Source organism: Cryobacterium gelidum (assembly GCF_004403985.1).
GTDB classification, from domain to species: domain Bacteria; phylum Actinomycetota; class Actinomycetes; order Actinomycetales; family Microbacteriaceae; genus Cryobacterium; species Cryobacterium gelidum.
Window position 1 is genome coordinate 72,217 of record NZ_SOHL01000027.1, and the last position, 23,692, is coordinate 95,908.

A 23,692-nucleotide genomic window follows, 5' to 3' on the forward strand; every position below is an offset into this window, starting at 1 on the left:
GGTCGAGCGCACCCCACCGAGACTGAATTACCCTTCTTCTTCAGGTGAACGATGAAGTTGCATTTCCAGTCCTGGCATGAGGGCGTCACTGGCCGCGAGGAAGACCGCGCCCGACCTAGGCTGATAAGAGACGATATGTCAGCAGGTCCGAAATCCGCCACTCCCCCACCGCCACCCTCTTCTGGGGCTGCCCACGCTTGAACGTGTCGCGTAGCTTCGAGGACGGGGGGTTTGATGATCGACAATCATGCTGACGTGGCCGCGCAACCGACGCTGCGCTCGCGCGCTCCCGCCTACTCCGTGATGCAAGAGTGCCTGCGGATCCAGGCCACCGCCCCGCCCCAAGCGCGGGCCGCAAAACTCTTCGGCCAGAATCCGTTACACCCTGAAGCGCGGAGCTGGTATCGCGGAGCCATTGGCGAAATCGAAGTTGCCGAGGTGCTCTCGAAGCTCGGCTCCGAATGGACCGTGCTTCACGCAGTACCTGTCGGCTCTGGCTCCTCAGACATCGACCACGTCGTGATCGGGCCAGCGGGGGTCTTCACGATCAACACGAAAAACCACACCGGCAAAATCTTTGTCGCCGGTGGCACCTTGTCGGTGAACGGGCACAAAACAGATCACATCCGCAATTCCCTGCATGAGGCCGAACGCGCCTCGCGATTGCTCTCAAGCGCAGCGGGCACGCCGGTCCGGGTGACACCGTTGATAGTGCTCGTGTCCACCGAGCCGATCAAGAAAGGGAGAACGAAGCCGAAGGTCACCGTGCTCCCGTCCAACTGGCTGTCCCGGTGGCTCAAACGGCGCCCCCGCATTCTCTCCGAACAGTCCATAGAGCGTTATGCGAAGCTCGCTGAGCAGCGCGGAACTTGGCATGCGCAGCCTGTTGTCTTCGATGACACGCTTCGACACGTCCAGCGATTCCAGCGTCTTCAACACGAGATTGCACTTGCTCGTCAACGAAATCAGACATGGATCGCCATGGCAACGCTTCTACCGATCGCTCTGGCCATCGTGCTCATCGCCGTTTTGCCGGGTGCAATCATGGCCGCCCTCAACCACTAAAAGCTCATCAGAGCGACAGGCACATGGCCGCCAAGAAGGTGATCGTGTTTGGGACGGCACGCGTCTCCACGTTGAGGCCTCGTGGCGGATTCATCGAGTGGGGGACTCAAAACTCGCGATCAGAAACGGGCGGGCGAGGCCCGAAAACACGAGATCGCTCCTGACTCCTCTGATTTTTACTTCTAGATGAACCGGCAACGCATCTATTCAGCGAGCATCCAAACACGCTTGAGAGGTAGTCGAGATCGGATTTCCTCGGGAAGGCTTGCGTACACACGCATAACCGCATCGACTACATCCGCGACAAGTTTCCTCGGGTCACCGAGTCAGCGAGCGCCCGCGAGATAATTCAGATATGGCGGACCCGAAAAGACATCATTACGTTCCACAAATGCTTCTGCGTAATTTCGCAGGACCCGACGGTTCGCTCAAGGTGTTCGCGATTGACCGAGCTGCGACGTACACATCGAAGCCGTTATCCCTCGGCCAGGTAAAGGGTGGACACGCACGAATTCGTCGGGACGGCACCATTGATCGCGCCGCTCTCGAGCATTGGATGTCGAGCCTGGAGGGTGCGGCTGCCGGTGACATCCGGGCGCTGGTTGAATCGAAGGCCCTGACCGTTGCCCCGGAGGACTACCCATCCCTCTCTTGGCTCGCGAGTCTCCAGTTCTACCGCAACCGCGCAGTCATGGGTTATTTAAAGAGCGAACTTGCGAACGCAGGGATGACCGGTCCTGACCTGGATATTCAAACCGCGATTCTCGACGTCGGCGTGCAACACCTTCTTGGAGCGTGGGAGGCGTCGAAGGACATAAACTCCCGACCCAAGGATCGGTGGGACTCAATGGTCGTCATTCTCGAGAGCCTACGGTGGGACGTTCTTCGGTACCAAAACGCCCGGCTGATCGTGTCCGATGGCTTCGCGGCCCAGTATGGCGTACGACCCGAGCACGTGGACAAGTACAACCGAACGGAGAGGAATTGGGCCAAGCACGGTCTACTTGTCCCCCAACATGAGGCAGCCGCGTTCACCATTCCGCTCACCCCGGACGTCGCCCTGCACCTCCATCCTGGCCAAACTCGCAAGTACATTTCCGCCCAGCGGGTCAACCAGAGAACGGTGTTCGCGGCGCGCGCCTTTGTAGCGATGCCCGACAATTGGAGCCTCCCGAATTCGCTCGTTGGAGACGTCGCAGACTGGGTCGACACCCAACGCTTCGTTCGATCGATGATCGCGAAGAACATGTAAAGAAGCTGCTGTCACAAGGGACGGGGCCAGAGCTGTCATGCGCCGTGGATGTCCATCTGCGCGCATGAGCGGCGACGGGCACAGTCAGCACCTCGCAGCGATCGATGCAGCAGAGAATGCTTTCAGCGGTTGGGATGAAAGCAACGAGCGCGACGCTGGCGAATTGCCCGCGTGAGCAACTTCCGGGTGGGCGACGGCCTCATTGGATCTTCCCTGCACGTTCCCGTCCCTCTCGGCTGCTCTGCTGATGGCCGCCTGTAGTCCGATCTTCTGTACCCAGCCGGACGAGCGATGACCGATATCCCCTCATATGACAAGACCCCCGCACTCCCCCGCCACACCGCCGGCGGGAATCACCGCTCCCTGGTCGTGCGGGCGGGCGCGTGACCGGCTACCGCCGTCGAAAAGTCTCGAAATACCGCCCCACATCGGCTCCACGATGCGTTTGCGGTCGGGCCGGCCGCGCGCGAACGACATTTCCGCGCGCCGGCGACCTCATCCCGTGCATGTACTCGGTGGAGCGACCAGCCGGTCCTCCACCCCACGTTTCGATCGACCGGGGCGAGCTTCATCACGAAGACTCACCTCAGCCTGCTCGATCCGTTCACCCCCCCTGGAGCAGCATGAAGAAAATAGCTAGCCCGCTGGCCCACCTCGATCTCAGCGTAATCGCTGACCTCTTTGACGCGGAGATGTGTCCTGACGACATCGCCCAGCACCTGACCGGCATGCTGCAGATCTCCATGCCCGTCGGCGTCACGGTCGAGGCGTGGAGTATCGACGGGTACGAAGCGTCCGTGCATCTGCGAGACGGAATGACCGGCACCGAGGTGACCGAAGAGGTGTGGCTCGGGGACATGGAAGTCGTGCCTGCGGAAATGGTGCGACTGCTCGCAGACCTTCAGAGTGCTGCGGCGAGCGCGGACACCGGGCTGACGCACGTCCCCTTCGCCACCCGGAGCACGAAGCGCAATGCCCACGCGATCCTCGTCGCCCTCAAAACTCGCCTGGGAGCGGGTGTCGACTACCTAGGCACGAAGAAGGGCGTGGCAATCTACCGGTTGCCCGACGCGTTCGTGGGTGCACCCATCTTTGGAATCGACATGGCAGCAGCGCACACGTGGGCACGCCTGTTTGATGCCCAGTTAGACGGAATCCCAGGCGCGCGGTAGTTCGACGGAGAGTCCGGCAGTCAACGACCCGCTGGCGGGCCCCAGACTCCGTTTGGAGGGCATGCGGACACCCTGTGGCGCCCAGCCACGACATGTCGGGCGGCGTGCCCCGTCACTTCCGCCCCTGCGAAGCCGGGAGCAGCATGAAGCAAGCCCTCCGTCCCGTCATGCGTCCGAGCTGGCTGCCGGAATCCATCCCGGTTCTCGCCAATCAAAGCGGCGCCGTGCGACCGCTCTTCGACCACGCCCTGTCGGCCGATGACTAGCCTTCGGCTCGCGAACCGCCGCTGGTCTACTTGCCGCTACTCTGGCGGTGTGATGACTCACCCATTCTTGGTTCAGACGCCAGCGCCTCGCTACCTTGTAGCGGATTACTGCGCGAACTGCTTGATGCCGCTCCCCGAAGATGTCAAGACTCTGTGGTGCTCGACATGGTGCAACGACATCAACACCAAGATTCGGTACTGGCGGGGGGCGCAACGCGACGGGCGAATTGAGTTCCCAGATATTCGCTTTCAGATCCAGATGGACATGGCGTTCCTGCTCATTGGTGGGTACCGCGCCCTTGGCCGCCGCCCATCGTCCGAGACGCGCAGAAAGGTCATCGAACGCGACGAAGGTCGCTGTCAATCGTGCGGAAAGCTCGGCTCCGACTTGGATCACGTCGACGGCAGCTCAGACGATCCTTCGAACCTTCAGCTGCTCTGTGGTCCTTGTCACCGGGTCAAAACATCCGAGGCTATGAAACCCGCCGACGATGAATCCCGCGCGCTGATACTTGTCCTCAGTCTCAGTCGCGTCATGCCCGACGAGCCAGTGCTCCTAGCAGACGATGAAGAGGCCTGGGCCGACCAATGGCGGAAGCTCACGAACGAGCGAAAAGCCCGGTTCGAGGAATCGCTGCTCGCCGTCGGCTTCATCATCCCGAGCAAGCACCTTTCGCGGCTGCAGCTCATCGCCGCGCGCGAGGCGTACCTTGCCACGTAGTCTGGACCCGCCCTTGGATCGAGTGGCGCTCAACGCCCAACCACCTCGTAGTCGTGGCAAGGAAAGCTGACTTATCTCGGAATCGGGCGGCCGGCCACCGCTCGCGAGCATGACGAATGGCTCAATCGATGAAACGATGACATCTCTCGTCGCATGACCGCTGAACGTCAGAACGGCGTTGACTATCACGATCGCAATTCATCCAAGTGACAGTCGACGATCCTGGTCGTCAACCACAATGCGACGAGGTCCGAGCGACACCGCAATGTGCAGCCTAACGATGCGAGCAGCTGTTCGAGCGTCCTCGACCGGCACGCTGTTCTTGACTGAACGTTCAATCACCTCGTGCATAGCGAACTGGGTAATGAGCGCTTCAATAGGAAGGCTCGGATTTCCCCGGCGAGCCCTCGCTCTGTTCTCCATCTCCGCATCGACACCAAGCCTCACGCCGTTCCGCTGCGCATGTGCCACGACAGTTTTCACGAGATTGTCGAAGTGCATCTGCCGCGCGACACGCGCGACCTCGGCCTTCGTGCTCCGCACAGCCGCAGCGACGTCGCGGCCGGTCAGTAGATCGACCCGGTGCATCCGCTCAGCGACTATCTCGACAGCTCGGGCGTAGACGACGTCCTCCACCGGAACCGACGGCAGACCAGTACGCGCCCGTGACGATACGTACGCCTCGGCGAACTCGTGCATGCGGGCGCCGTTCTTGAGCATGTGCTCAGTTAGTGATTCGGCGAACACGGTGAACTGCCGCAGATGCTCGGGCCGCGATGGATCAGTGAAATAGCTGTCGGCTTCACGCTCATTCGCCCGGCGCTCAGCCGCAGTCGTCGCGTGCAGAAGCTTCGGCGGGAGGCCAGCCCGACTCAGGCTGCGCTTGAGGCGTCTCGCGGCAGCGTTGGCTTCCAGCTCGGACTGGTAGATCTCCGTATCGCTGCGACGATTGCGTTGCAACTCGGCCCGACGCTCCTTGTTGCGCTCGGCCCACTGCCGCGTGATCTGCTTCGTACGCTCGGGGTCAGCATCCCGCTTGGCCGCGGCCCGGGCGTTCACCTCGTCGCGGTGGGCCTCGTAGTAGCGGTTGTAGTACTCGCGCACCTTCTCGCGATTCTCCGCCGCCCACCGCTGCTGATACTCGCGCCGGCGCTCCGGATGCTCCACCCGCCAGCGTTTCGCCCGCTCTCTCCCCCGGGCACGCACCTCGGCCTCGCGGTGCCGGCGGGCCGCGGCACGACGCATCGAGTCACGATTGAGTTCCCGGGCCCGGTCAAGGTGTTCTGACCGCCAGAGACGATTCAGCTCGCGGATCCGGTCGCGGTTCGCCGCCACATACTGACGCCGCTTCTCCGCCTCATTATCACCAGACGGATGCTCCGCCAGCTCCTTCCGGGGCGCGGCGCCTTCCTCAGATGGGTCGTTCATGATCGTGGTTACTCGGCAGGCGGCGGAGCCAGCTCGATGACCAAGGCAAGGAGTTCAGAGCGATGCGCCGTCGGATTCGCGATCACACGGCCGACTACGACGCGGAGCCGTTCGGTATCCTCGTCTCCGATCCCGGCGACGGGCTCCAGGCAGTACGCGATGTCGTTCCCCAGGTTGGGGCCGTCATCGTTGACGGCGACCTCCGGATAGTAGAACAGCGCAGCGAGCGCGGTGCGGCTGAGCAGGTCGTCGAATTGCTCCTGCGGGATCGTCATAGTGGAACCTCCTGTCGATGGTGGCATGTGAGCCCCATAGTGCCGCAATCAGGAGGTGCGCAGGCTGTGCCGTGCCGTCAGCTGAGCCTCGAAACGGGTACGCGCGCGTCGGAGTCCTCGATGCCGGTGGGGAGCAATGTCTCCTACATTCCTCGGTGCAGCAAACGGCCTGGCGGTGCACCAGATAGTAGATCGCGTGCGCCGCGCTTGGACGTTGGAGGCAAAACGGATGTCGTACAGGAAGGACCTGATCACTTTCGACACGCCCACAGGAATTCCGTACAAGCGCCCTACCTGGGGTAAAAGGACATAAACAAAGCGGTTGCGAGAATCCATCCGGCCGCGCTAAATGACAGTGCGACGATCGCATGAGCTTTCCGGAGGCCTTTCCTTCGGAGAGTGCGCGTGCCCAAGACGATCGCCGGGATGGTGATCAGCACACCAAGGGGGATGAGTGAGAGGACGAATCCGGCGATACCAAACCCCAAGGCCCATTTTCCGGCACGACTTGGAAACTTGCCGATGAATGCCTGCGTTGTCGGCGGTGCAACGGTGATGATTGAATCCTGGCTTGTCATGAGGATATCCAGTCGGAGACTATGTGTCGGTGGATCAGCGGGAACCAAAACTGCTTGGTGGCCATCATGCGGTGCCTTCACGAAGTGCCTTGTCAGTCGGATGATGACATTTCGTGCAGACGTCCATTTCCCCGTTCAACCGGGTGACCGCCAAGATCTTTCCACATGCACGGCATGCCATCTGCGGGTGCAACCAAAACCACCCTAGAAGGGGTACAAAGACGAAGAAGGAGTACACCAGCGGTGCCGCAATAAACCCGAGAAGCACTGACAGAACAAGTGAACCCCAGAAGGTGAAATGCCAATATCTAAGGCGCATCAAGTTGGACCAGTAGAGTTTTCTCCCTAGGCTGTGCCCGCCGCGTTTAGCCACAGCTTCGGGGCTCAAATCAAATTGTGAAACGTGCAAGCTACGAGCCTGCGCGGGGTCAACGGAAGCGTTTTCACGGCCTAACGCGCTCCGTCGTGTCATCGGCGCGGCAACGGTAAGGGCCGTACCTGGTACGGGTAAAGCCCGCGTCTCGTTGGTCCAACCGGCACCGTCCCACCAACGCAATTGCAGGGTACCCATGGGGTCCGGATGCCAACCAGCATCCAACACGCGAGCCGGTTCGTTCAAAGTTGCCGAAGCTGGAACTAGGACTTCGGGGGTGACAACAACAGCCGACAGTGCGGGTAGAACGACGACGTTGGCGGTTTCGACCGACGCTCTGGCGGCCTGTGTGCGCTGAGTCTCACTTTCTTGGTCCGCAATACTGCGCGCGAGAGCGGCAGCCTTCGCATCCTTTGCGGCTTGAGCCTGCGCTTCTGCCGCAGCTTCGGCGGCACGAACGGCTTCCGCAGTAATCGCCATCTGCGCTTCCACAGCAGCGGCAGCCGCCGCAACGTCACGTGCTCGCGCAGCCGCTTCCGCCGCCAACGATTTCGCCGTCGCCTTGTCATCTTGTCGAATAGCCCGTTTGGATCGTTGGTCGACGGAGCGTTCCTCAGAAGTCCATTTGTGCCCATTCCAATACCGCAGGACCGTGTCGTCGTCCGGTGCCACGTACCATCCTGCCACTGGTTGATCAGAAATCTGTTCGGCCATGCGTCCCCCCGCTTGTACTGTCCCTTAGTGTGGCACGAGGATGACTTACCTGCACTGCAATGTTTGCTTTCACCGCATCGCTCTTCACGGATCGGGTCGCAGTTCGCCCCCGCTGCTCGCCGGTATTACGGACGCGCCTGAGCCAATCGATCCGCGAACAGAAGGCATGCCAGTTAAGACCTCCGGTCAGTTGCGCGTCGACCCAAGCCTCGACTCGTCCAAACGCTCCAAGCCGACACCGAGCAGCGCCCTGATCATGCGCCGACGGGTAACGGCTTCACGAACGCGCACCACAATCAACTTCAGCAGGCTGATGGGCCCGATGAAAACAAACTTAAGGGTGTTCCAGAGAAACAAAATCACGAGCAGGTTCAACCAGCCCGGCCCGCCAGCTTCGACCTGCGCGCGGCAATAGATTGCTGCAACCGCATACGGAACGGCGAGAAGCATCGCCGGCACGCCCCACTTCAGCCCGCGCCGCGTATTGATCGCGTCGATCACGATGGCGGTCGGCATGAACCGGCGCAAGAAAAAGTAACTGCGGGCGGTGGCGGCCAGAAAGAATTCGAACATGGCGCGACCTTTCAGATGTTCGGCAACAAGAACCTGAAAGGACTGAGAGTCATACGATCGCAACGAGCGATGGCGCGTTATAGAGGTTGCCTACCAACACTTTAGAACCTGATGGCGGCGGATGAAAGTGCCGCACACATTTCAGAGCGGATGCTTGTCCGCGCTTACTCACGCCGGCTCTCGCCCCTCACAGCGGCGAAAAAGCCACTAGGTATAGACGCGCCAAGCGGGGCTTAGACGATCTGACCAAGTCTGTATGACGGCGAAAATGGAACGAAACAGTGTCGCGCACGTATCGAAATCAGGTTCACTGCCGATTCTGCACTCGGGACTGAGACGAATGTATTGCGCTCCTTGAAATAAGTTCGCCGTCTCCTCAGTGATATCGGTAATCACATCCGGTGTGGAGGACTCATCGAGTACCATGCGGAGATTGGCGCCTAACAGAACCGCTTCGGCAAGGAAAGAATCGATTTGAGCCCAGCACGGATCGATCTGAGCCCGCAGGACGGGATCAGCGCCTGCGACTCCAGCCGTATCTGCGGCTGCAGTTGACTTGCAGTCGATAGATGCCTGGGCGGACGAGTCCAAGCTGTCTGCCGCTGCGTCAACGATGCCAACTATTTGCGCGGTTGAAACTGCCGGTGACGGAGAACCAGAGAATGGTACTGCGTCGCGCTTGACGCTCACGGTTTCGGCGGAACACGCAGTTAGGGCTAAGACCATAGCAACCGAGCACAAGATTCCGCCTAGGCACCTTCCAACGTTCATTCGATCCCCCATTGCTTCCGACTTGGAATACATGCCTACTGTTTCGCCGAGTCGCCGCTCGGGGTCTTAGGACAGTTTAGCTACCCTAGGTTCGGCCAAAAGCGCTGCAGGAATTGTCTCGATTCCAGGAAACCGACGACCGACCACCGGTGGTCAGCCAACAATTTCGTCCGCCTCCGCCGATGGCTGAAACCTGGCAAACCTGATCGAAATTCAACGGCGTTGGTTCATGTCAGACTATTTGCTCAAGATAGAGGTGGGGAAATGCGCTCAGGGTCGCTTGGAATTGGATTGGTATTTGTAGTTGGTCTCCTAGTAACAGGATGCAGCGCAAGTTCCGAGGAACCGGGCGGCAACGACGCAGCCCCAGATGTAATTCAGCAGGCCGTCGTCGTTCTCGGGGACGAATACACCTATGAGGAGTTGAAAACTGCCACCGATGTCGCGCTCATGAACGGCGGAGAAGGCCTAACGGAATCGAGTCGCACAGCTGTCTGGGATTCTATTCTTGGCGTGAAGAAAGGACTCATCGACAAGGGCTACCCCGAGCCGGACTCCATGGACGTATTGGAGTGCATTCCGGGTTCCATCGCCACACGCGCTGTTGAATTGACTGAGGCCATCGCGTACTGTTCCCTCGAAGTTGCAGGTATCCCTGAATCCTTGTGGTGAGCGATACCCCATAGGATTTGTGTTCTTTTGTCCATCTTCAAGCTGTCTTCGGTACCACTCTCGGTTCTGTCGAGGTGTTCCACACACCAAAGCCCATTCGGTAAGCCGATCCGGTGCAGGCGTGCTGTCTCCAGGCAATTGGGGTTGACTCGCGCGGCACATGTCCCAGTCTCTTTCGCCGAGTGCTCCGCGCCGAAGCGATGCACAGCGCCATAGAAGGATGCGACCGCTGTCAGGTCCGCAGGGTCACCAGGCCGCGGCCCCGCGTGGGCGTCATCGGGCGGGTCGACCGCGACATAGGCGGTGGTCGGCTCGCGACTCCGCGTTATCGCCACGTAGAAACTCGCACGGCGTGTTCGGCACGACGACGACCTGCGCGGTGTCGGTCGTGATTCCTCGCGCCCGGTGCCATGTCACTGCCTAGCCCAGCTCGACATCCTCAGCGCCGCAAGAAGCAAGGAACTTCCCCGTGCACCCCTACTGACTCCCCTGATGTCGTCTTCAAACGAGCCACTATGGTGCGCGTAGAGAACAACATCGTTCGCCGTTAAGCACCCAAGTTCGTAACGCGTATTTGTGGCGTTGATGCGCCACGCGTTGGCTATGGCATCAACGTTCAAGCACTCATTACCTTGGAATTGGCGGTTAGTTGTATATGGTGCTTAACCATATGTAACTATTGGCTTATGGCTATCAGGCATACTCCGGTTCAATGGACGGTAATTATAGGAAGCTTTGTCGTTCCGTTGGTCGTGCTCGTCATTATCGCCAGTTTTTGGCCGGATGACGCAGAAACCACTGGCACGGACGCTGTCGCAGGGATAGCTACCGATATCGAGACCGTAGGCGCCGGATGCCTCGAGACGCTTGTGGAGGCGGCCTCCATACCTCCAGACCAAGCCGCCAACGATCCGCTCCTTCGCTCGGCGTACGAGTGCAAAACTGTTGACGAGTGGGTCATGGCCGTGAAAGCTCATCCTGAAGCCATGGGCCAGTTGGATCCCGCGGACATTGACCCTGAGTATGACCTCAGTGGCATCTGCTTCCAGTCATCGCAGGCACCTGTTTGCATTGACGCCACAAGGCTAGGACTGGACACCTACTGGGTCGGATGACGAACTTCGCCGAGCGGCCTTAGTGAAGCCCGGTCACGTCATCGGCTCTGGAAACGTTGAGCGAATTCAGCCGACTTCCGGACCGGCTTATCGCTTGCCCGCGCACGTACCGATCAATGCGCGCGGCTGGCGGAGGCATTTAGTGACTGAACCGAGGATAACAACAGCTCAAGAATTGTCGAATCGATAGCTCCACTGCAGTTGATGCCGGTGACATTGGTGGTAACTTCCGCGATCTGAGATTAATCCGGGTATGAGACTCGGGAGAGGGGAACCTGAAGACGTTGCGCTTTCCGTTGCTTAGGAAGCCATCGCCAAAGATTACGTCGAACAATAAGGATGCCGAAGGTGTCGCTCTCAGCCCCTCGATGCTCCGGCGCTACGACGAAAGTGACCAGTTCCCCCGGGTGGACGGTTCTCGGGCATTCCGGATTTTGGCGGAACGTAAAGTCGCCTTGTGGACCTGTCCACACCGCCCCTTGGGAACCGCTCACACCGTCGCCCGACGGATTCAGGACTCCTGCACCTTCCAGCACAAATGGGCGGCACCCCAAGTTAGTAACGTGAATTCGGTACGCGAGCGGCACCCACTCGATCGCATTCCACCGCTTCGCGGTGTCGACTTAACCGAAGGGGATGGACCGCGCAGTAAACTCCCGAAGGGCGAGAGCGAGCGAAACGCGTAGCGCAACGGCGGCAATGAGTAGTGACAGGTCCATGACCGTAAGCCTGCCAGAAGTATGGCGGCGTCAACGACGGCAGAATGTACCGTTATCTGCTACACGCGGAGACTTGCGTGCTGAATCCCGGACGTGACACGCCGTCGAGGTACAGCGTCGACGTGGTTCCCCGCAAGCCGTTCCGCGGCTTGCAGGGCGGCATGCGCGCGCGCAGCATCGAGGTTCTGTGCCGTCGACTCTGGTGCCGCACCGAGTGGACGAGAGCCGACGATGTCGTAACGGTCGCGGTAGGCCGCGACAGTGCATCCGCTTTGGCGCCACGCGGTGGCGGCAGACCCACGAGGCGCGGTCCCGAGGGCTCGAGTCCACGGCTCCCCCGCGAGCAACGCCTGGTCGAGCACGGCGGCTGCTCGCGACTCGATCAGGTCGGCGCGCTCGGCCAACGCCTCGTGCATGGCTGCATCCATCGACCCGATCGCACGAGGGATCAACCCGGCGACGAGGCGCGGCGAACGGCGGGTGCGACCTGCCCCGGTATCCCGCGACACGACCGCCGCGACCCTGGCATGAAGCACCGCCGCGATGTCCTGCGCATCCTCGAACCCTCGTGCAGCCACGACGTGAGAAAGCACGCCGGAAACGTCGAAGTGGTGCGCCTCCGCTCGCCGCAGCTCCGCAGCCAACGGCCCGAAGGCATCCGAATTGATCACATCTAAAGCCTGCGAAGGCGTCAGCCCGCTCGCGCGCACCACCGCCACCCACCGATCATGCTGCGCGGCCGCCGCAAGGGTCTCGTACTCCGCCGCGAGTTGCGCCACCGATCCCCACGCGTCCTGCTCGGCCGCCAGAGTCTCGTGCGCCGACAGCTCGGCGCCGACGTGCTGCAGAATGCCGAAGAGGATGCTGCGCGCCGTCACGTCCGCAGCGTCACCCGGTCGAGGCCCGACGTGGGCAGCATCTGGCCGGTCGACGGCGACGTATGCGGTGTTCTCCTCGCGGCCCCGGGTCATCGCGACGTACAGGTTCTCGCGCGGCATGCTCGGCGCGACCACGACGTGCGCGGTGTCGGTCGTGATTCCCTGCGCCCGGTGCGACGTGACCGCATAACCTAGCTCAACGTGCTCAGCGACGTACGAAGCGGGCAGCAGCACCGTGCTCCCCCACCGCCGACCCTGCCGTCGCACGTCGACCGAACCGTTCCGGTGCACGCCGATCACGTTCCACCGGTCGCCGTTGCGCACCCAACTGCGGGACGCATAAAGCCGCCGATCGTTCCGCCGGGTGATGACCGTGTCACCGACGGCGGCGCGGGTTCCATCGTGCAGGGCGACTTCGCGCAGGGCGTCGACACGACCCTCCAGAATCAGTTCCGTGCGAGCGCGCACGTTCAGCGCCGCAACCGCCTCGTTCGAGTCGCTGATCAGCACGGTCGACTTGCCCGAGCGGATGTCTGCACGCCACGCCTCGTAGGCAGCATCCGCCATCGTCTCGGTACTGCCCTCGCGTAGCCGGTCATGCGCAGCATAACGGTCGATCACGTCGGTGTTGCCCTGGCGCAGTCCGAGGGACGCGGCCTTCTCCCACTCGTGCACGAAGCGGTGCACGTCGAGGAGTTCGGGCGCATCCGCTCGGTCGTGCACGAGCAGCGCGAACGCACCGCCCGCATCGACCGACTGCAGCTGGGCGTAGTCGCCGACCAACAGCACCTTCGCGCCCGCATCCAAGGCCAGAGCGGTGACCCGATCCAGCGGCATCGTACCGGCCAACGAGGCTTCGTCGATGATAACGAGCTGCCCCTCCCGAAACGACGAACCCTGGTCGACATGGGTCTGCCACCACTTCGCCAGGTTCTCCGTCGCAATGCCGAGATCCGTCGCCAGCACCGTCGCGGCAGCGGCCGAGGGAGCAAGCCCAACGACCGAGCCATCTCCGCGCACTGCTTCCCAAGCCCGCCGGAGCGCATTCATCGCCGTCGTCTTGCCAGCGCCAGCCGGCCCCACGAGCACATCGATCACGCGGCCCGAGCCGGCTACGGAAGCAAGAGCCGCGAGCTGGTCCTCGACGAGCCGCCCACCACCCGGTAACCGCGAAAGCGCGGCCGAACCGAGCGCCACGCGTGGTGCAGTCACAAGCGCGGCCCGCTCGAGCAGCCGTTCCTCGGCTTCGAGTAGCTCAGTCGACGTGAACACGACGGAATGCTTCGGCCGAAACACCGACGTCCCGTCCTCCCGTTGAAACTCCACAGGGCTGACGGCGAGCTCCGGCGGCGTGAGGCGCAGGGACGCGCGCTCGGCAGCATCCGCTATGAGGCCGACGACGGCTTCCCGATCGAAGGCCGACGCAAACCGGTACGGCATCGTTTGGCGCGCGGCCTCGGCCGTGAGATTCCAGTGCCGCCAGGTGGCGCGCTTCTCGCTGACGGCCGTCATCACGCTCAGCCCGAGCGCATCCACGGTCTCGCGCGCCAGGTCCTCGGCGCGCAGCAACACCGGAGACGACTCGGCGACCGTCAACGCGTCTTGCCCGAGCAAGCGTGCAGCGCGTACTCGCCACGCCGCCGTGAGGTCCGCCAGTGAGTGCACCTGCTTCGCTGGCCGGGTGGCGAGCGTGGCCTGTGCGCGCAGCTTCATGATCGTCACCGGCCTCGGACGACGCCCGTGACTGGTCACATACTCCTCGATCAACCGGTCGGTCTCAACATCGATGTGCCGGGACCGGGTTGAGAATTCCGCAACGAGCGCCTCCGGCACGTCCGTCAAAGCCCACGCGGCGTGACGATCCCGCCCCCGCTCCCGCCGCTGCCACCGCACGCCGAGCGATCGCGTCAGCTCGTCGGCAAACAAGGATTCGTGCAATTCGGAGAGCGCCACCACGGCCTCGTGCATCGGCCGACCGTCGAGGGAGCGCCACTTGCCGTCGAGCACCGTCTGCACCTTGTTGCTGATCACGACGTGCGTGTGCAGGTGCGGGTCACCGGCCCGGCTGTCGAAGTGATCGAACGCCGTCGCGATCAGCCCGGTCACATCGACCTGCGCCACGGCGCCGCCCTGCGCCGTCGTGCCCGTGCGCGTCGCCGCCACCTCGCGCTCCATGTACGCCAGCACCTCGGCGACCGCCGCACGGTGCGCCTGCACGATGCGCTCCTGCGTGGCCGCGTCGCCCACACCCCAAAGGACGCTCGCCGACTTCGGAATCGAAAATGTGAAGTCATAGCCGGCCACGGCACGACGGCGTTTATCCTCTGGCTGTTCCGCAGCGGATGCCGCGGCCCGCTCGGTAGGACCGCCACCGTCGGCGCCGGAACCGTTCAATGCGCGGTCGGCGGCCGTGCCATATATCGGGTACGCACGACCGAGGGGTTCGCCGGTTACCGGATCGCGGCCCAACCCGATAAGCAATTGCAGCTGCGCCTCCGTGACGACATCGCCATCAACCACGAGCCCCCCGCCGAGACCACGGAGACCATCGCCCATCCACCGACCTGGCGGGGTGCCTTCCTCGGTGTAGTACCGCGTTAGTGGAGTCGAGAGCAGCCGTTTGCCGTCACCAGCGGCGACCGTGCGCAGCAGGTACTTGTACCCGTCGCCGGCACTCATTACCCGCATCGATACCGTCACCGCGGCCACCTCCGCCTTCGTGACGAAGGTGCGCCGCGACCCTCAGAGGATTCGATGGACGCTTCTTCGTCGCAGGAATCCGCACGGAACGGGGTCGAAATTATCCCTGCCCAGACGATTCAGGCCATTGTGACCAATGGTCCGCCGCGCCCAACCGCTGGCGGAGGCGACAGCAATCGGACACACGAGCGCGCGAACACAGAAGTTGTTTGTTGCAGGTCGCCACAGTCGGCCGCAATGACCGGGCAGTTCAGCGCGAGACTTCAGAGCGCCCGAACCATTGCGCCAGCTTTGCGACGCAGCGATCTTTGTCGGTCGGCAGGGTTAGGAACGAAAGCGTCCTGTTGCCGGTCTGCCAGGGGCTGTTTCGTTCATCCATCGGCAGGTCGACGCTGGTTGCAGGGTAGGCCAGAGCTGCGATCGGTGCTTCGAAAGTCGAGGAGTAGGCATGTAGCTGGTAGAGGTCCTCACGGTCGATGCCTCGCACGCCGCAGAGCCTCTTGTACTTTGCATCGAGTAGCGCCGTGATCGGGTTCTCCCCCACCAAGACATCCGGATACAGCCTGCCCAATGTACGACGGGGATCGACCGTGGAGCGTGCGAGATGCCCCGAAACCTGCTCGTTTGTTCCGTGCCTCACGGGCTGTTCGGCGGCTAAACCAGCACAGTGCAACACGAACAGTTCCCACAGCTCGGCGACGTCGATCAGCACGCCGTGGGTTGACTCGTCGTCGGCAGCGACGCCCAGCGGATCCTCGTTTACGATGCGCCACGACAGCTCAGCTGCCCGGCGCCATTTGACAGTGATCGGGCTGTAGCGGGCAGTCCGGATCTCGTGCAGGGTCGGCGTTGTCGGCCGAGGTCCGGTGGCGGCGCGCAGCACGGCCATCTGTTCGTGGAGCCGCGCTCCACGCCAGCGATCTCCGGCCAGTCGCTGGTCGAAGTATCGATCTGCCAGGACCACTGCGCTGGCCGGCGCGTTGTCGTAACTGCGAACCACCCGGGTCGAGACCAAATCACGGTGTCCGGATGCCCGCCGACGCGCGGTGGCCGCCACGTCGAGACGTCCATGAACGGACAGGCCGTACGAGCTAACTTTTACCCGTGACTTTGGGAGGGCGTGCTGGCCCGCCGTCAGCACAGAAGCCCGCCACAGGGCAGCTAAGAGTTGCGTGACCGCACTGCTCGCGTCATTGGAGTGTGTGGCCGTGCGTGGGAGCACTTGAACGTTGAGGATCGTGCTGATCCAACCGGTAATCGTCTCGATGCCCAGCCGAGGCCTGATCTCCAAGGTCCTGCCCTTGTGGCGGATCTCGCCGATGTAGCGGTTGGCCCGCCACCCGTCGATGTCCCGGCTCAGGATCGGCTCGATCGTCGGCTCGTGGTCTGCCTCCAGCTGTGCGTTCAGGACGAACGGCTCCGGTGAGAGCCCGGCGATCTCGGCCAGCCAGAGCTGTTCCTGATCAGAGGGTCGGCGATCCCAGTAGGCCTCCGCAGTCAAGTCGTTGATCACCAACCGATCCGTAGGGGCCTCTCCTGCCTGGGTGCCCTTCTTGTCGGCCATGGTCAGTTTATCGGACGGGCCATCAGGAGCTGTTCGAGCTCAGCCAGCTGTTCAGTTCGCCGGTCTGATCCGGCCAGATACTGTGCCAGCACAGGCTGGATCGACAAGGCCCACAACGAGCGCAGCGGCGCGAGCGGCTTGTCTTTAGCATCCCACAGGTACTTGCCGCCGTTACGGCCGTGGCGCTTGTTGCGCCATTCGCGCCCAAGGAAGTACGGCAAGTCACCGAACACGGCCGCTCCGAGTTCGTACTCAGACCCTAGCTCGGGCAGTTTGCCGATCCGTGCGTTCAACCGCGTGATGCACCGGGCCAGTTCCTTGAGCTGGGGCTCAGCCTTGTCCCGGTCAACCGCCACGGACTGTTCGATCCACTGCGCCTCCCAGATCGAGAACAGGTCCTCCTCGTCGTACGGCGTGGCGAACCAGAAAAAGCGGCGACGCAGCGCGAAGTCCAGAGCCTCGACCGACTGGTCGATCTCGTTCATCGTGCCAATGATGTAAAGGTTCTCAGGGATCATGAAGCGGATCGGGTCACCGTTGTCATTCTCGGCGAACAGCTCGAGCTCGATGTCGCGCTTGTCGCGCTCCATGGCACTGAAAGCCTCACCGAACATCGTGCTGAGGTCAGTGCGATTGATCTCGTCGAGGATCAGTACGTGCGGCAGAGCACGTTCGCCAAGCTGCTCTCGCTCGGTACGCATCCGCTCCACCAACCGCGGCAGTGCGCCGAGCTGGTGGGTTGTCCCACCGTGGGCGTCCAGCCGAAGCCCGACCATGAACTCTGCATAGCCGTAGGACGGGTGCATCTGAAGGCGCGTCACATTGGCGGCGACGGCCTGGGCAACGGCCTTGGGGTGGTTGAAGTATTCACCCACGCCCCATTCTTTCAAGGCCGCGGTCCGGATCAGGCTCTCCGCCAGCTTTCCCGCGCGATAGGTCTTGCCGGTGCCGGGCGGCCCGTAAAAGACGATCTGCTTCTTGAATTCCAAAGCAAACGCCGGGTCTAACGACTCATTATCCCCGGACCTGGACACAGGACGCCAGATTGGTGAGAGATCGGAGCTGTAGTAGTCGCGGCGGTTTTCATCCCAATCAGGCAGTAGTTGCTTCAACGTTTGTCGGATCGAATACAGCTTCTCGTCTTGGCCAGCGTCTGGCCCACTGGTGTCGAGTTCGCCGAACGCCTGCAGCACGAGTTCCCTGTGCTGGTTCGAGGCGATCCGCTCGAATTGATCGGGATAAAGCAGGTGGCACACGATGTGCCGCATTGCGTCGCTTTGTCGCTCTCCGGCTTCGGTGAACTGTGCGAACTCCCAGGGGTTGTCGTGCAGCAGTGCGGCTCGTTCCTCGGGTGACTTTTGCTTCAGCCGCAACGCAAGATCCATCAGATACCCAACATGGATGTCCTGACGGGAGGTGTAGTACTGGCCAGGATTGGCAATCCAGCTCTGCAGTGCCTGGTACGCCAAACTGTCGCCACTCACGTGCAGCTCTGGATGATCAGGTCCGATGGTCTTGTTGATCATCTCGAGCTTTCGGTCAGGACCGACCGAAACAGTGACCAGGTAGTAAACCAACAGGCACTCCGCGGCCAACAACCTGACAGTGTCGGTGGCATCCTCCAGTTGCAGTTCCCACTTGCTCTCGAAACTTCCTCCACCCTCCTCACCATCTAGAACGTTGCCCCAGAACCTCGTATTCAGCTCGTCAAGGTTGGGCTTTGACCAGGCGTCCGGATACTCATCGGGATGCAGTAAAGAGGCGTCCCCAATCATCGACCCCTCGCGCCAACGAGCGCACAGTTCGTCAATAGGGCGGCGGTCGCGTTCCGAGAAAAGAGCCATGACTTATGGTCTCATCCCAGGCACTGTCAGACTTTTCCGAAAGGACCGCACACGGAAGGGTGTCTCCAACTTTTGCACTAGATCCAGGGCCTGGAAAATCATGTCGAAACAAGGTCTCGTGCACTTCGGACCGCGCTACCACGGCCTCGTGCATCGGCCGCCCGTCGAGCGAGCGCCACTTGCCATCGAGCACGGTCTGCACCCTGTTGCTGATCACGACGTGCGTGTGCAGGTGCGGGTCGCCGGCCCGACTGTCGAAGTGATCGAACGCCGTCGCGATCAGTCCGGTCACATCGACCTGCGCCACGGCGCCGCCCTGCGCCGTCGTGCCCGTGCGCGTCGCCGCCACCTCGCGCTCCATGTACGCCAGCACCTCGGCCACCGCCGCACGATGCGCCGCCACGATGCGCTCCTGCGTGGCCGCGTCACCCACACCCCAGAGGATGCTCGCCGACTTCGGAATCGAAAACGTAAAGTCATAGCCGGCGACGGCGCGACGCCGTTTCAGTCCCGGTTCATCGGCAGCGGATGCCGCCGCACTGGCTGCTCTTTCCGTCGGCCCGTTCTCGATACCCTCGGCACTTGTCTCGGCCGTGGCGCGTTCTGCGATGGTGCGATAGACCGGGTAGGCGCGGCCGAGGGGTTCGCCGGTGACCGGGTCGCGGCCGAGGCCGACGAGCAACTGCAGCTGGGCCTCGGTGACCTGGTCGCCCTCGACGATGAGGCCGCCGCCGAGTCCGGGGAGGCCGTCGCCCATCCACCGGCCGGGCGGCGTGCCCTCCGCGGTGTAGTACCGGGTGAGCGGAGTCGACATCGAGTGGTCGCCGTCACTGGCGGCTACGGTGTGCAGGAGGTACTTGTAGCCGTCGCCGGCACTCATCACACCCGCATCGACACCGTCACCGCGGCCACCTCCTGCTTCGTGACGAAGGTGCGCCTCGAGCCACACGAAAATTGTTCGGGACTTCGTCGTGGCGGGACTCTGCACAGCGCCAATTGCCCCGTCACATTAATTGACGCTGGCGCGGCCTTCGTGGCGGCCTGCCGCGCCTCCACCTGCCTGGACAGATATTTCGAACTCGAATGCCCTAGCAACTAGGGTCGCGATGGATCTCTAGCTCAATCCCATTCGCTGCAAGTATCCTCAGGGTCTGATCGGAACGAGATGGCGGCACTGCAAGAACGAGAAGCCTACGCGCTCGACTTGCGCCGACATATAGAACGCGAAGAGCTTCGCTTACCGTAGAAGATTCCCAATCGTCGAGCACGTGCGCCTTTTTCGGGCGTTTTCGGAGGGGGATATCGAGCATCACCGCCTCGAATTCTGCTCCCTTCACGGCATGAATGTGGAGGCCGTTAAGTGCCAGGTCCGTCGCCGGTGGAGTAATCCAGAAGTCCCAATCTTCCGGAGTCGCCACTACGTATCGTCTACCCAGTGCCACAAACGGCACCAACGGATTCGGGAATCGGGCCGTCAGCAGTTGGATGATGCTGATCTTCGGATGAGATCTATCGGTCCAGGACGACGAAACTCTGATCATCTCCCGAATCAAGAGGTTGAGATGGGCCGGTTCCAGCCCGAGAACTTCCAACCGCTCGCGGAATCCCGCACCCTTGTGTTTGTCGCCCCAGTCGAAGGCGACCATGATCAATGCCGAAAGCCGAGCCATCGCCTCCTTTCGCAAGGAAGTTGTGCGCGAATCACGCAGCACAGCTAGGGCTCGAATCAACTGACCGGTGTTGCCGCTGCCCCGCTCGTTTGTCCGAGGCTGTCCGGAAAGATCTGATGCTCCGATGCGGCTGGACGACAGCACCATCGACGAGGACCAGTCGATGCCCAGGGCATCCATGTATTGCCCAAAGACTCGTCTTTGATGCCCGGCCGAGCCAATCGCTACGACCACTCGCGGTGCGACGGGCCGACCGAGAAAGTTGCCTTTCGGTATGATTTCATCCCGACCGATGGAACGCATTGTGGTGACGATTCCGCAGATCGCTGCCGACGAACGATAGTTTTCGTTCAATCTAACGATTGTGTCCGGTGGTAGTTTTCCCTTGTACTCGACGAAAGCGGCAGGGGACGCACGCCGAAACTCATAAATTGATTGATCGGGATCAGCGACTACGAGAACATGGATCCCCAAGTTTTCCAATGCTCGTACTATCTCGTGTTCGATGAGGGAGCAGTCTTGAAACTCATCGACGATAATTTCCTTAAACCGAATACCGAGACGATTGGTTAGCCACTCGGCGTCCAAATTCCTTAGAATCGACAGTGCCTGAACCCGGGCGTGATCGCAGTCAAATATCCCAGCGCTAACGAATCCTTGAACCTTGGACTTTGCGATCGGAATCAACTGGCTTGGTGACAGCCCTGCTTTCGAAAGTGTGCCGACATAAGTGCGGTCCGACTCGGGTGCCTCAGCTGCGTACTCAAGGTCTCCGTCGACATTAGGGCTAAAGCTACTTAGAGAGAGTCCTGCACCGCCAATCGTTCCGTGACGGATTTCAGTCCAGGGAAGTTCATCCCAAGAGTCGAGATATTTAGGAGTCACCGCTTTCGTACGTCTGAGCCAAGGTGTGACTATAAATCGGTGTAAGAAGCTGTCAAACGTGCCCAGAAAGTTGGGGCTGGCGAGCAGCGACGGATCGTCCGATGCTCGCTGGTGAGCCTGGTCTACTGCGGCGTTAGTGAAGGAGAGCAGCGCGACCCCTGATCCTCCGGCACCGCACTGGCGCCGATAGCGCGCAACGATGGCTCGAGTCTTACCGGCTCCAGGGCATGCCTCCACCAGACGCACAGAGGGTTCGAGGATCCTTTGCTGCATGACGCTCAGCTCGCGGTCGATCAACGGATGTTGTCCGCTTCACGATTCTGAGGCGCGGACGAACTTCTCGAGGTTCGGTCGAGCGTCGAAACAAGACCATGGATTGCACTCTTGATGTAATCGGGAACTTCTACTTTTGCGCCCCCTCGCAGCGACTCGCTAATGAGCTGGGCAAATTCTCCTTTTCCGAGATCAAGCCCGCCCTTCTTCCCTCGAATTTCTTTCGCGAAGGCCTTGGCGCGGTCCGCCGTCACGTCGCCCGCATCGGCGAATAATCGGTCCCATTTCTTCCCAGAGTTCTTGTGGATGCGAACGAAGGTGGAACGCAGTAGCGCCTCATTGGCGGGCAGTGCGAATAAGTCCGCTTCAAGAGTCGTCTGGCCATGGTGAACCGCCAACCGGCGATCCTCGACATGATCCGCGAACAGTGTTTCATATCGTTCCTTGCGCTTCGCCCCTTGAAGAACCCCTGCCTTGTTGGGATCCCCATCGGTGATCACGGCGACATGGTCGACCCGGTGATGATCGCCAGCTAGAAGCAGCGATAGATACGGCTCGAAATCTACGCCGTCAATCGCTATGAAAGTTGAAGAGGCAAGGTGGCGAAGCGCTTCCTTGTCGTTCTTGTAGAGCAACTCTCGAGCTATTTCCGGAATGAGGATCGCTTCAGCTATCCCTTCTACCAGCACGATATGACGCGCGAATAGGAGCGATGAGCGAGTGACGCTAAGGTACCTGTCGATCTTGCGAACCTGCTCGGGCTTGAGCCTAAGCTCGGCGAGAGATGTTGCCTTAGTGCTCCAGGATGCTTCAGGCAATGGAGCTGAATTCGATTCTTCAACATCGGTCGGACATTCGTTGGATCTCGAGGCGAGGGACAGAATCGGACCATCAGCGGGAATCTGATCGTCCAAAGGCGATGCCGGCATTGCCTCAATGACTCGCGAGACGACAACGACTTTTTCAATGGACACTGCACTGGCGAGATTGGGTGAATGCGTCGTGACTACGACCTGGACTCGACCTTCCGGATCAATACTCGTTAGTTCTTTGCTCGACTGGCTCTCCCGCGCCTGGGCCGCAAGATAATCGAGAAGTACCGATTGCAGTTGAGGATGCAAATGCGCTTCAGGCTCCTCAACTAGCAGCAGCGTCAGATCGTAGTCTTTCGCGTTCGCCAACTGCAGAACGATGGTTGCGATGAAGACCAAATTCGCATATCCCAAACCCGACGAGGCCAGCCGCAAAGGATCAATCCGCGCATCGGCAAGTTGGATTCTCATAAGTCCAGCGAGTCGCCTCAGTTCCTGCTTCCGTCCACCGAAGCGAACCTGGTGGGACCTACTAGGCGGAGAGATCTTAAGAAGGTGCGCCTCAATTTGGTCTCGAGCATTCTCAGACAAGGGCAGCGCCGAGATCTGTTCGACGAGTTCATTGGCCTGTTCAATGAAAATTTCGCGATGGACGCGCTCAGAACCACCAGTAAGAACCTTCAGCACCTCCGCGAGGCGCTCTCCTCCACCGGAGTCTAGTTCGCGGATGGCATCACGCAGCGGCGGAAGGTAGATGTGCGCGATCCGTTTACGGTTTGCCGGCTCCGCATCATCGACCCTTAGCTTTCCGACTCTTACGCTGGTGCGTTTCCAGTACGGAAGATCCTCGTTGCCGGCGAAGAATGTGGTGTACCGGAGGTCATCATCCTCATCGACGAGTTGGGTCAGAAAGAGCGCCTTTTGTCCCTCCGTCAGGTCTGTATACGTCGCCGAAATCTCTACCGGGATATCGTCTTCGGCGGAATGTGTAGGGTCGTGCACAGCAGAGAAGGAAAAAGTCTTCTGTTCGAGTGCCGACGTCGTTGTCGCTCGAATCGCATCGATAATGGTGGACTTTCCGGACGCATTCTCTCCCACAAGCACAGTGAGATCCTCAGCGAGCGGGACACGGGTTGAGACGCCCGAACGAAAATTGGTGAGGTTCAACGTGGCGAGTCTCATCTTCCCGACCCAGCGCAACGCAACGCAGTTCTGCCGGCTGGCATGTTGGAAACGCACGCACACATTGACAATCCCCCATCAGTCGTGATTAAAGTATGCCAGCTTGCCTACTTTGAAATCACGAATCCTGCGACTGGCGGGTAACGCTTGTCGATAGATAGCGCAAGTCCGGACAGTTAGTAGCACCATT

Annotated in this window: 16 protein-coding genes and 1 pseudogene; 6 read left to right on the plus strand and 11 right to left on the minus strand. The window is 61.1% G+C overall.

Translation table 11 applies throughout. The features are described 5' to 3' along the window. The first annotated feature begins 234 nt into the window (after window positions 1-234). From E3T50_RS13470 to E3T50_RS13490, 5 genes are all read left to right on the plus strand, one after another. Entirely contained in the window at window positions 235-1,065 is an 831-nt protein-coding gene (locus E3T50_RS13470) for a nuclease-related domain-containing protein (protein WP_134552592.1), read from the plus strand. A gap of 355 nt (window positions 1,066-1,420) precedes the next feature. After that, window positions 1,421-2,317: a DUF4238 domain-containing protein gene (locus E3T50_RS13480; protein WP_134552594.1), complete on the plus strand. Its 897-nt coding sequence runs from the start codon at window positions 1,421-1,423 to the stop codon at window positions 2,315-2,317. Window positions 2,318-2,940: 623 nt separating this feature from the next. Next, a complete protein-coding gene (locus tag E3T50_RS13485; RefSeq protein ID WP_134552596.1) occupies window positions 2,941-3,489 on the plus strand; it encodes a hypothetical protein in 549 nt (182 codons plus the stop codon). Between the two features lie 143 nt (window positions 3,490-3,632). Beyond that, on the plus strand, window positions 3,633-3,755 hold the full coding sequence (locus tag E3T50_RS16755; RefSeq protein ID WP_255454290.1) for a hypothetical protein: 123 nt from the start codon (window positions 3,633-3,635) through the stop codon (window positions 3,753-3,755). Between the two features lie 124 nt (window positions 3,756-3,879). Further along, complete coding sequence (locus E3T50_RS13490; protein ID WP_198417993.1) at window positions 3,880-4,476, plus strand: HNH endonuclease; 597 nt, start codon at window positions 3,880-3,882, stop codon at window positions 4,474-4,476. A gap of 198 nt (window positions 4,477-4,674) precedes the next feature. Here the strand turns inward: E3T50_RS13490 and E3T50_RS13495 are convergent, their stop codons facing one another. The 5 genes from E3T50_RS13495 to E3T50_RS13515 form a co-directional block, all read right to left on the minus strand. Next, window positions 4,675-5,904, minus strand: a complete 1,230-nt coding sequence (locus E3T50_RS13495; protein ID WP_134552598.1) for a hypothetical protein — start codon at window positions 5,902-5,904, stop codon at window positions 4,675-4,677. A gap of 8 nt (window positions 5,905-5,912) precedes the next feature. After that, window positions 5,913-6,179 (minus strand): hypothetical protein, encoded by a 267-nt coding sequence (locus E3T50_RS13500; protein WP_134552600.1) that lies wholly within the window; start codon window positions 6,177-6,179, stop codon window positions 5,913-5,915. Between the two features lie 290 nt (window positions 6,180-6,469). After that, window positions 6,470-6,757: a hypothetical protein gene (locus tag E3T50_RS13505; protein ID WP_134552602.1), complete on the minus strand. Its 288-nt coding sequence runs from the start codon at window positions 6,755-6,757 to the stop codon at window positions 6,470-6,472. 64 nt (window positions 6,758-6,821) lie between these two features. Next, the gene (locus tag E3T50_RS13510) at window positions 6,822-7,844 is read right to left on the minus strand and encodes a DUF2510 domain-containing protein (protein WP_134552604.1); all 1,023 of its coding nucleotides are present in this window, start codon (window positions 7,842-7,844) and stop codon (window positions 6,822-6,824) included. Between the two features lie 186 nt (window positions 7,845-8,030). Further along, window positions 8,031-8,417: a sulfate permease gene (locus E3T50_RS13515; protein ID WP_134552606.1), complete on the minus strand. Its 387-nt coding sequence runs from the start codon at window positions 8,415-8,417 to the stop codon at window positions 8,031-8,033. 1,035 nt (window positions 8,418-9,452) lie between these two features. On the opposite strand from E3T50_RS13515, the gene E3T50_RS13520 reads away from it, so the two are divergent. Next, on the plus strand, window positions 9,453-9,860 hold the full coding sequence (locus E3T50_RS13520) for a hypothetical protein (RefSeq protein WP_134552608.1): 408 nt from the start codon (window positions 9,453-9,455) through the stop codon (window positions 9,858-9,860). Window positions 9,861-11,753: 1,893 nt separating this feature from the next. On the opposite strand, the gene mobF (E3T50_RS13525) is transcribed toward E3T50_RS13520, so the two are convergent. From mobF (E3T50_RS13525) to E3T50_RS13550, 6 genes and pseudogenes are all read right to left on the minus strand, one after another. Next, the gene (gene mobF / locus E3T50_RS13525; protein ID WP_478213425.1) at window positions 11,754-15,272 is read right to left on the minus strand and encodes a MobF family relaxase; all 3,519 of its coding nucleotides are present in this window, start codon (window positions 15,270-15,272) and stop codon (window positions 11,754-11,756) included. Window positions 15,273-15,522: 250 nt separating this feature from the next. Further along, entirely contained in the window at window positions 15,523-16,836 is a 1,314-nt protein-coding gene (locus E3T50_RS13530; RefSeq protein ID WP_134552610.1) for a 5-methylcytosine restriction system specificity protein McrC, read from the minus strand. Window positions 16,837-16,838: 2 nt separating this feature from the next. After that, window positions 16,839-18,680: an AAA family ATPase gene (locus E3T50_RS13535; RefSeq protein WP_134552612.1), complete on the minus strand. Its 1,842-nt coding sequence runs from the start codon at window positions 18,678-18,680 to the stop codon at window positions 16,839-16,841. Window positions 18,681-18,786: 106 nt separating this feature from the next. Beyond that, window positions 18,787-19,583, minus strand: a pseudogene (mobF, locus tag E3T50_RS13540) (MobF family relaxase); the annotation flags it as partial. 185 nt (window positions 19,584-19,768) lie between these two features. Next, the gene (locus tag E3T50_RS13545; protein WP_134552616.1) at window positions 19,769-21,532 is read right to left on the minus strand and encodes a UvrD-helicase domain-containing protein; all 1,764 of its coding nucleotides are present in this window, start codon (window positions 21,530-21,532) and stop codon (window positions 19,769-19,771) included. Further along, window positions 21,529-23,502, minus strand: coding sequence for an ATP-dependent nuclease (locus E3T50_RS13550; protein WP_255454296.1), 1,974 nt, complete (start codon window positions 23,500-23,502; stop codon window positions 21,529-21,531). Before E3T50_RS13550 ends, E3T50_RS13545 begins: the two co-directional genes overlap by 4 nt. Window positions 23,503-23,692 lie beyond the last annotated feature (190 nt).

Coding starts and splice junctions, on each gene's coding strand:
- E3T50_RS16755 (WP_255454290.1), top strand. CDS start 3,633: ATGAAGCAAGCCCTCCGTCCCGTCATGCGTCCGAGCTGGCTGCCGGAA.
- E3T50_RS13505 (WP_134552602.1), bottom strand. CDS start 6,757: ATGACAAGCCAGGATTCAATCATCACCGTTGCACCGCCGACAACGCAG.
- E3T50_RS13470 (WP_134552592.1), top strand. CDS start 235: ATGATCGACAATCATGCTGACGTGGCCGCGCAACCGACGCTGCGCTCG.
- E3T50_RS13495 (WP_134552598.1), bottom strand. CDS start 5,904: ATGAACGACCCATCTGAGGAAGGCGCCGCGCCCCGGAAGGAGCTGGCG.
- E3T50_RS13510 (WP_134552604.1), bottom strand. CDS start 7,844: ATGGCCGAACAGATTTCTGATCAACCAGTGGCAGGATGGTACGTGGCA.
- E3T50_RS13500 (WP_134552600.1), bottom strand. CDS start 6,179: ATGACGATCCCGCAGGAGCAATTCGACGACCTGCTCAGCCGCACCGCG.
- E3T50_RS13550 (WP_255454296.1), bottom strand. CDS start 23,502: ATGAGACTCGCCACGTTGAACCTCACCAATTTTCGTTCGGGCGTCTCA.
- E3T50_RS13530 (WP_134552610.1), bottom strand. CDS start 16,836: ATGGCCGACAAGAAGGGCACCCAGGCAGGAGAGGCCCCTACGGATCGG.
- E3T50_RS13535 (WP_134552612.1), bottom strand. CDS start 18,680: ATGGCTCTTTTCTCGGAACGCGACCGCCGCCCTATTGACGAACTGTGC.
- E3T50_RS13480 (WP_134552594.1), top strand. CDS start 1,421: ATGGCGGACCCGAAAAGACATCATTACGTTCCACAAATGCTTCTGCGT.
- E3T50_RS13485 (WP_134552596.1), top strand. CDS start 2,941: ATGAAGAAAATAGCTAGCCCGCTGGCCCACCTCGATCTCAGCGTAATC.
- E3T50_RS13490 (WP_198417993.1), top strand. CDS start 3,880: ATGCCGCTCCCCGAAGATGTCAAGACTCTGTGGTGCTCGACATGGTGC.
- E3T50_RS13520 (WP_134552608.1), top strand. CDS start 9,453: ATGCGCTCAGGGTCGCTTGGAATTGGATTGGTATTTGTAGTTGGTCTC.
- E3T50_RS13515 (WP_134552606.1), bottom strand. CDS start 8,417: ATGTTCGAATTCTTTCTGGCCGCCACCGCCCGCAGTTACTTTTTCTTG.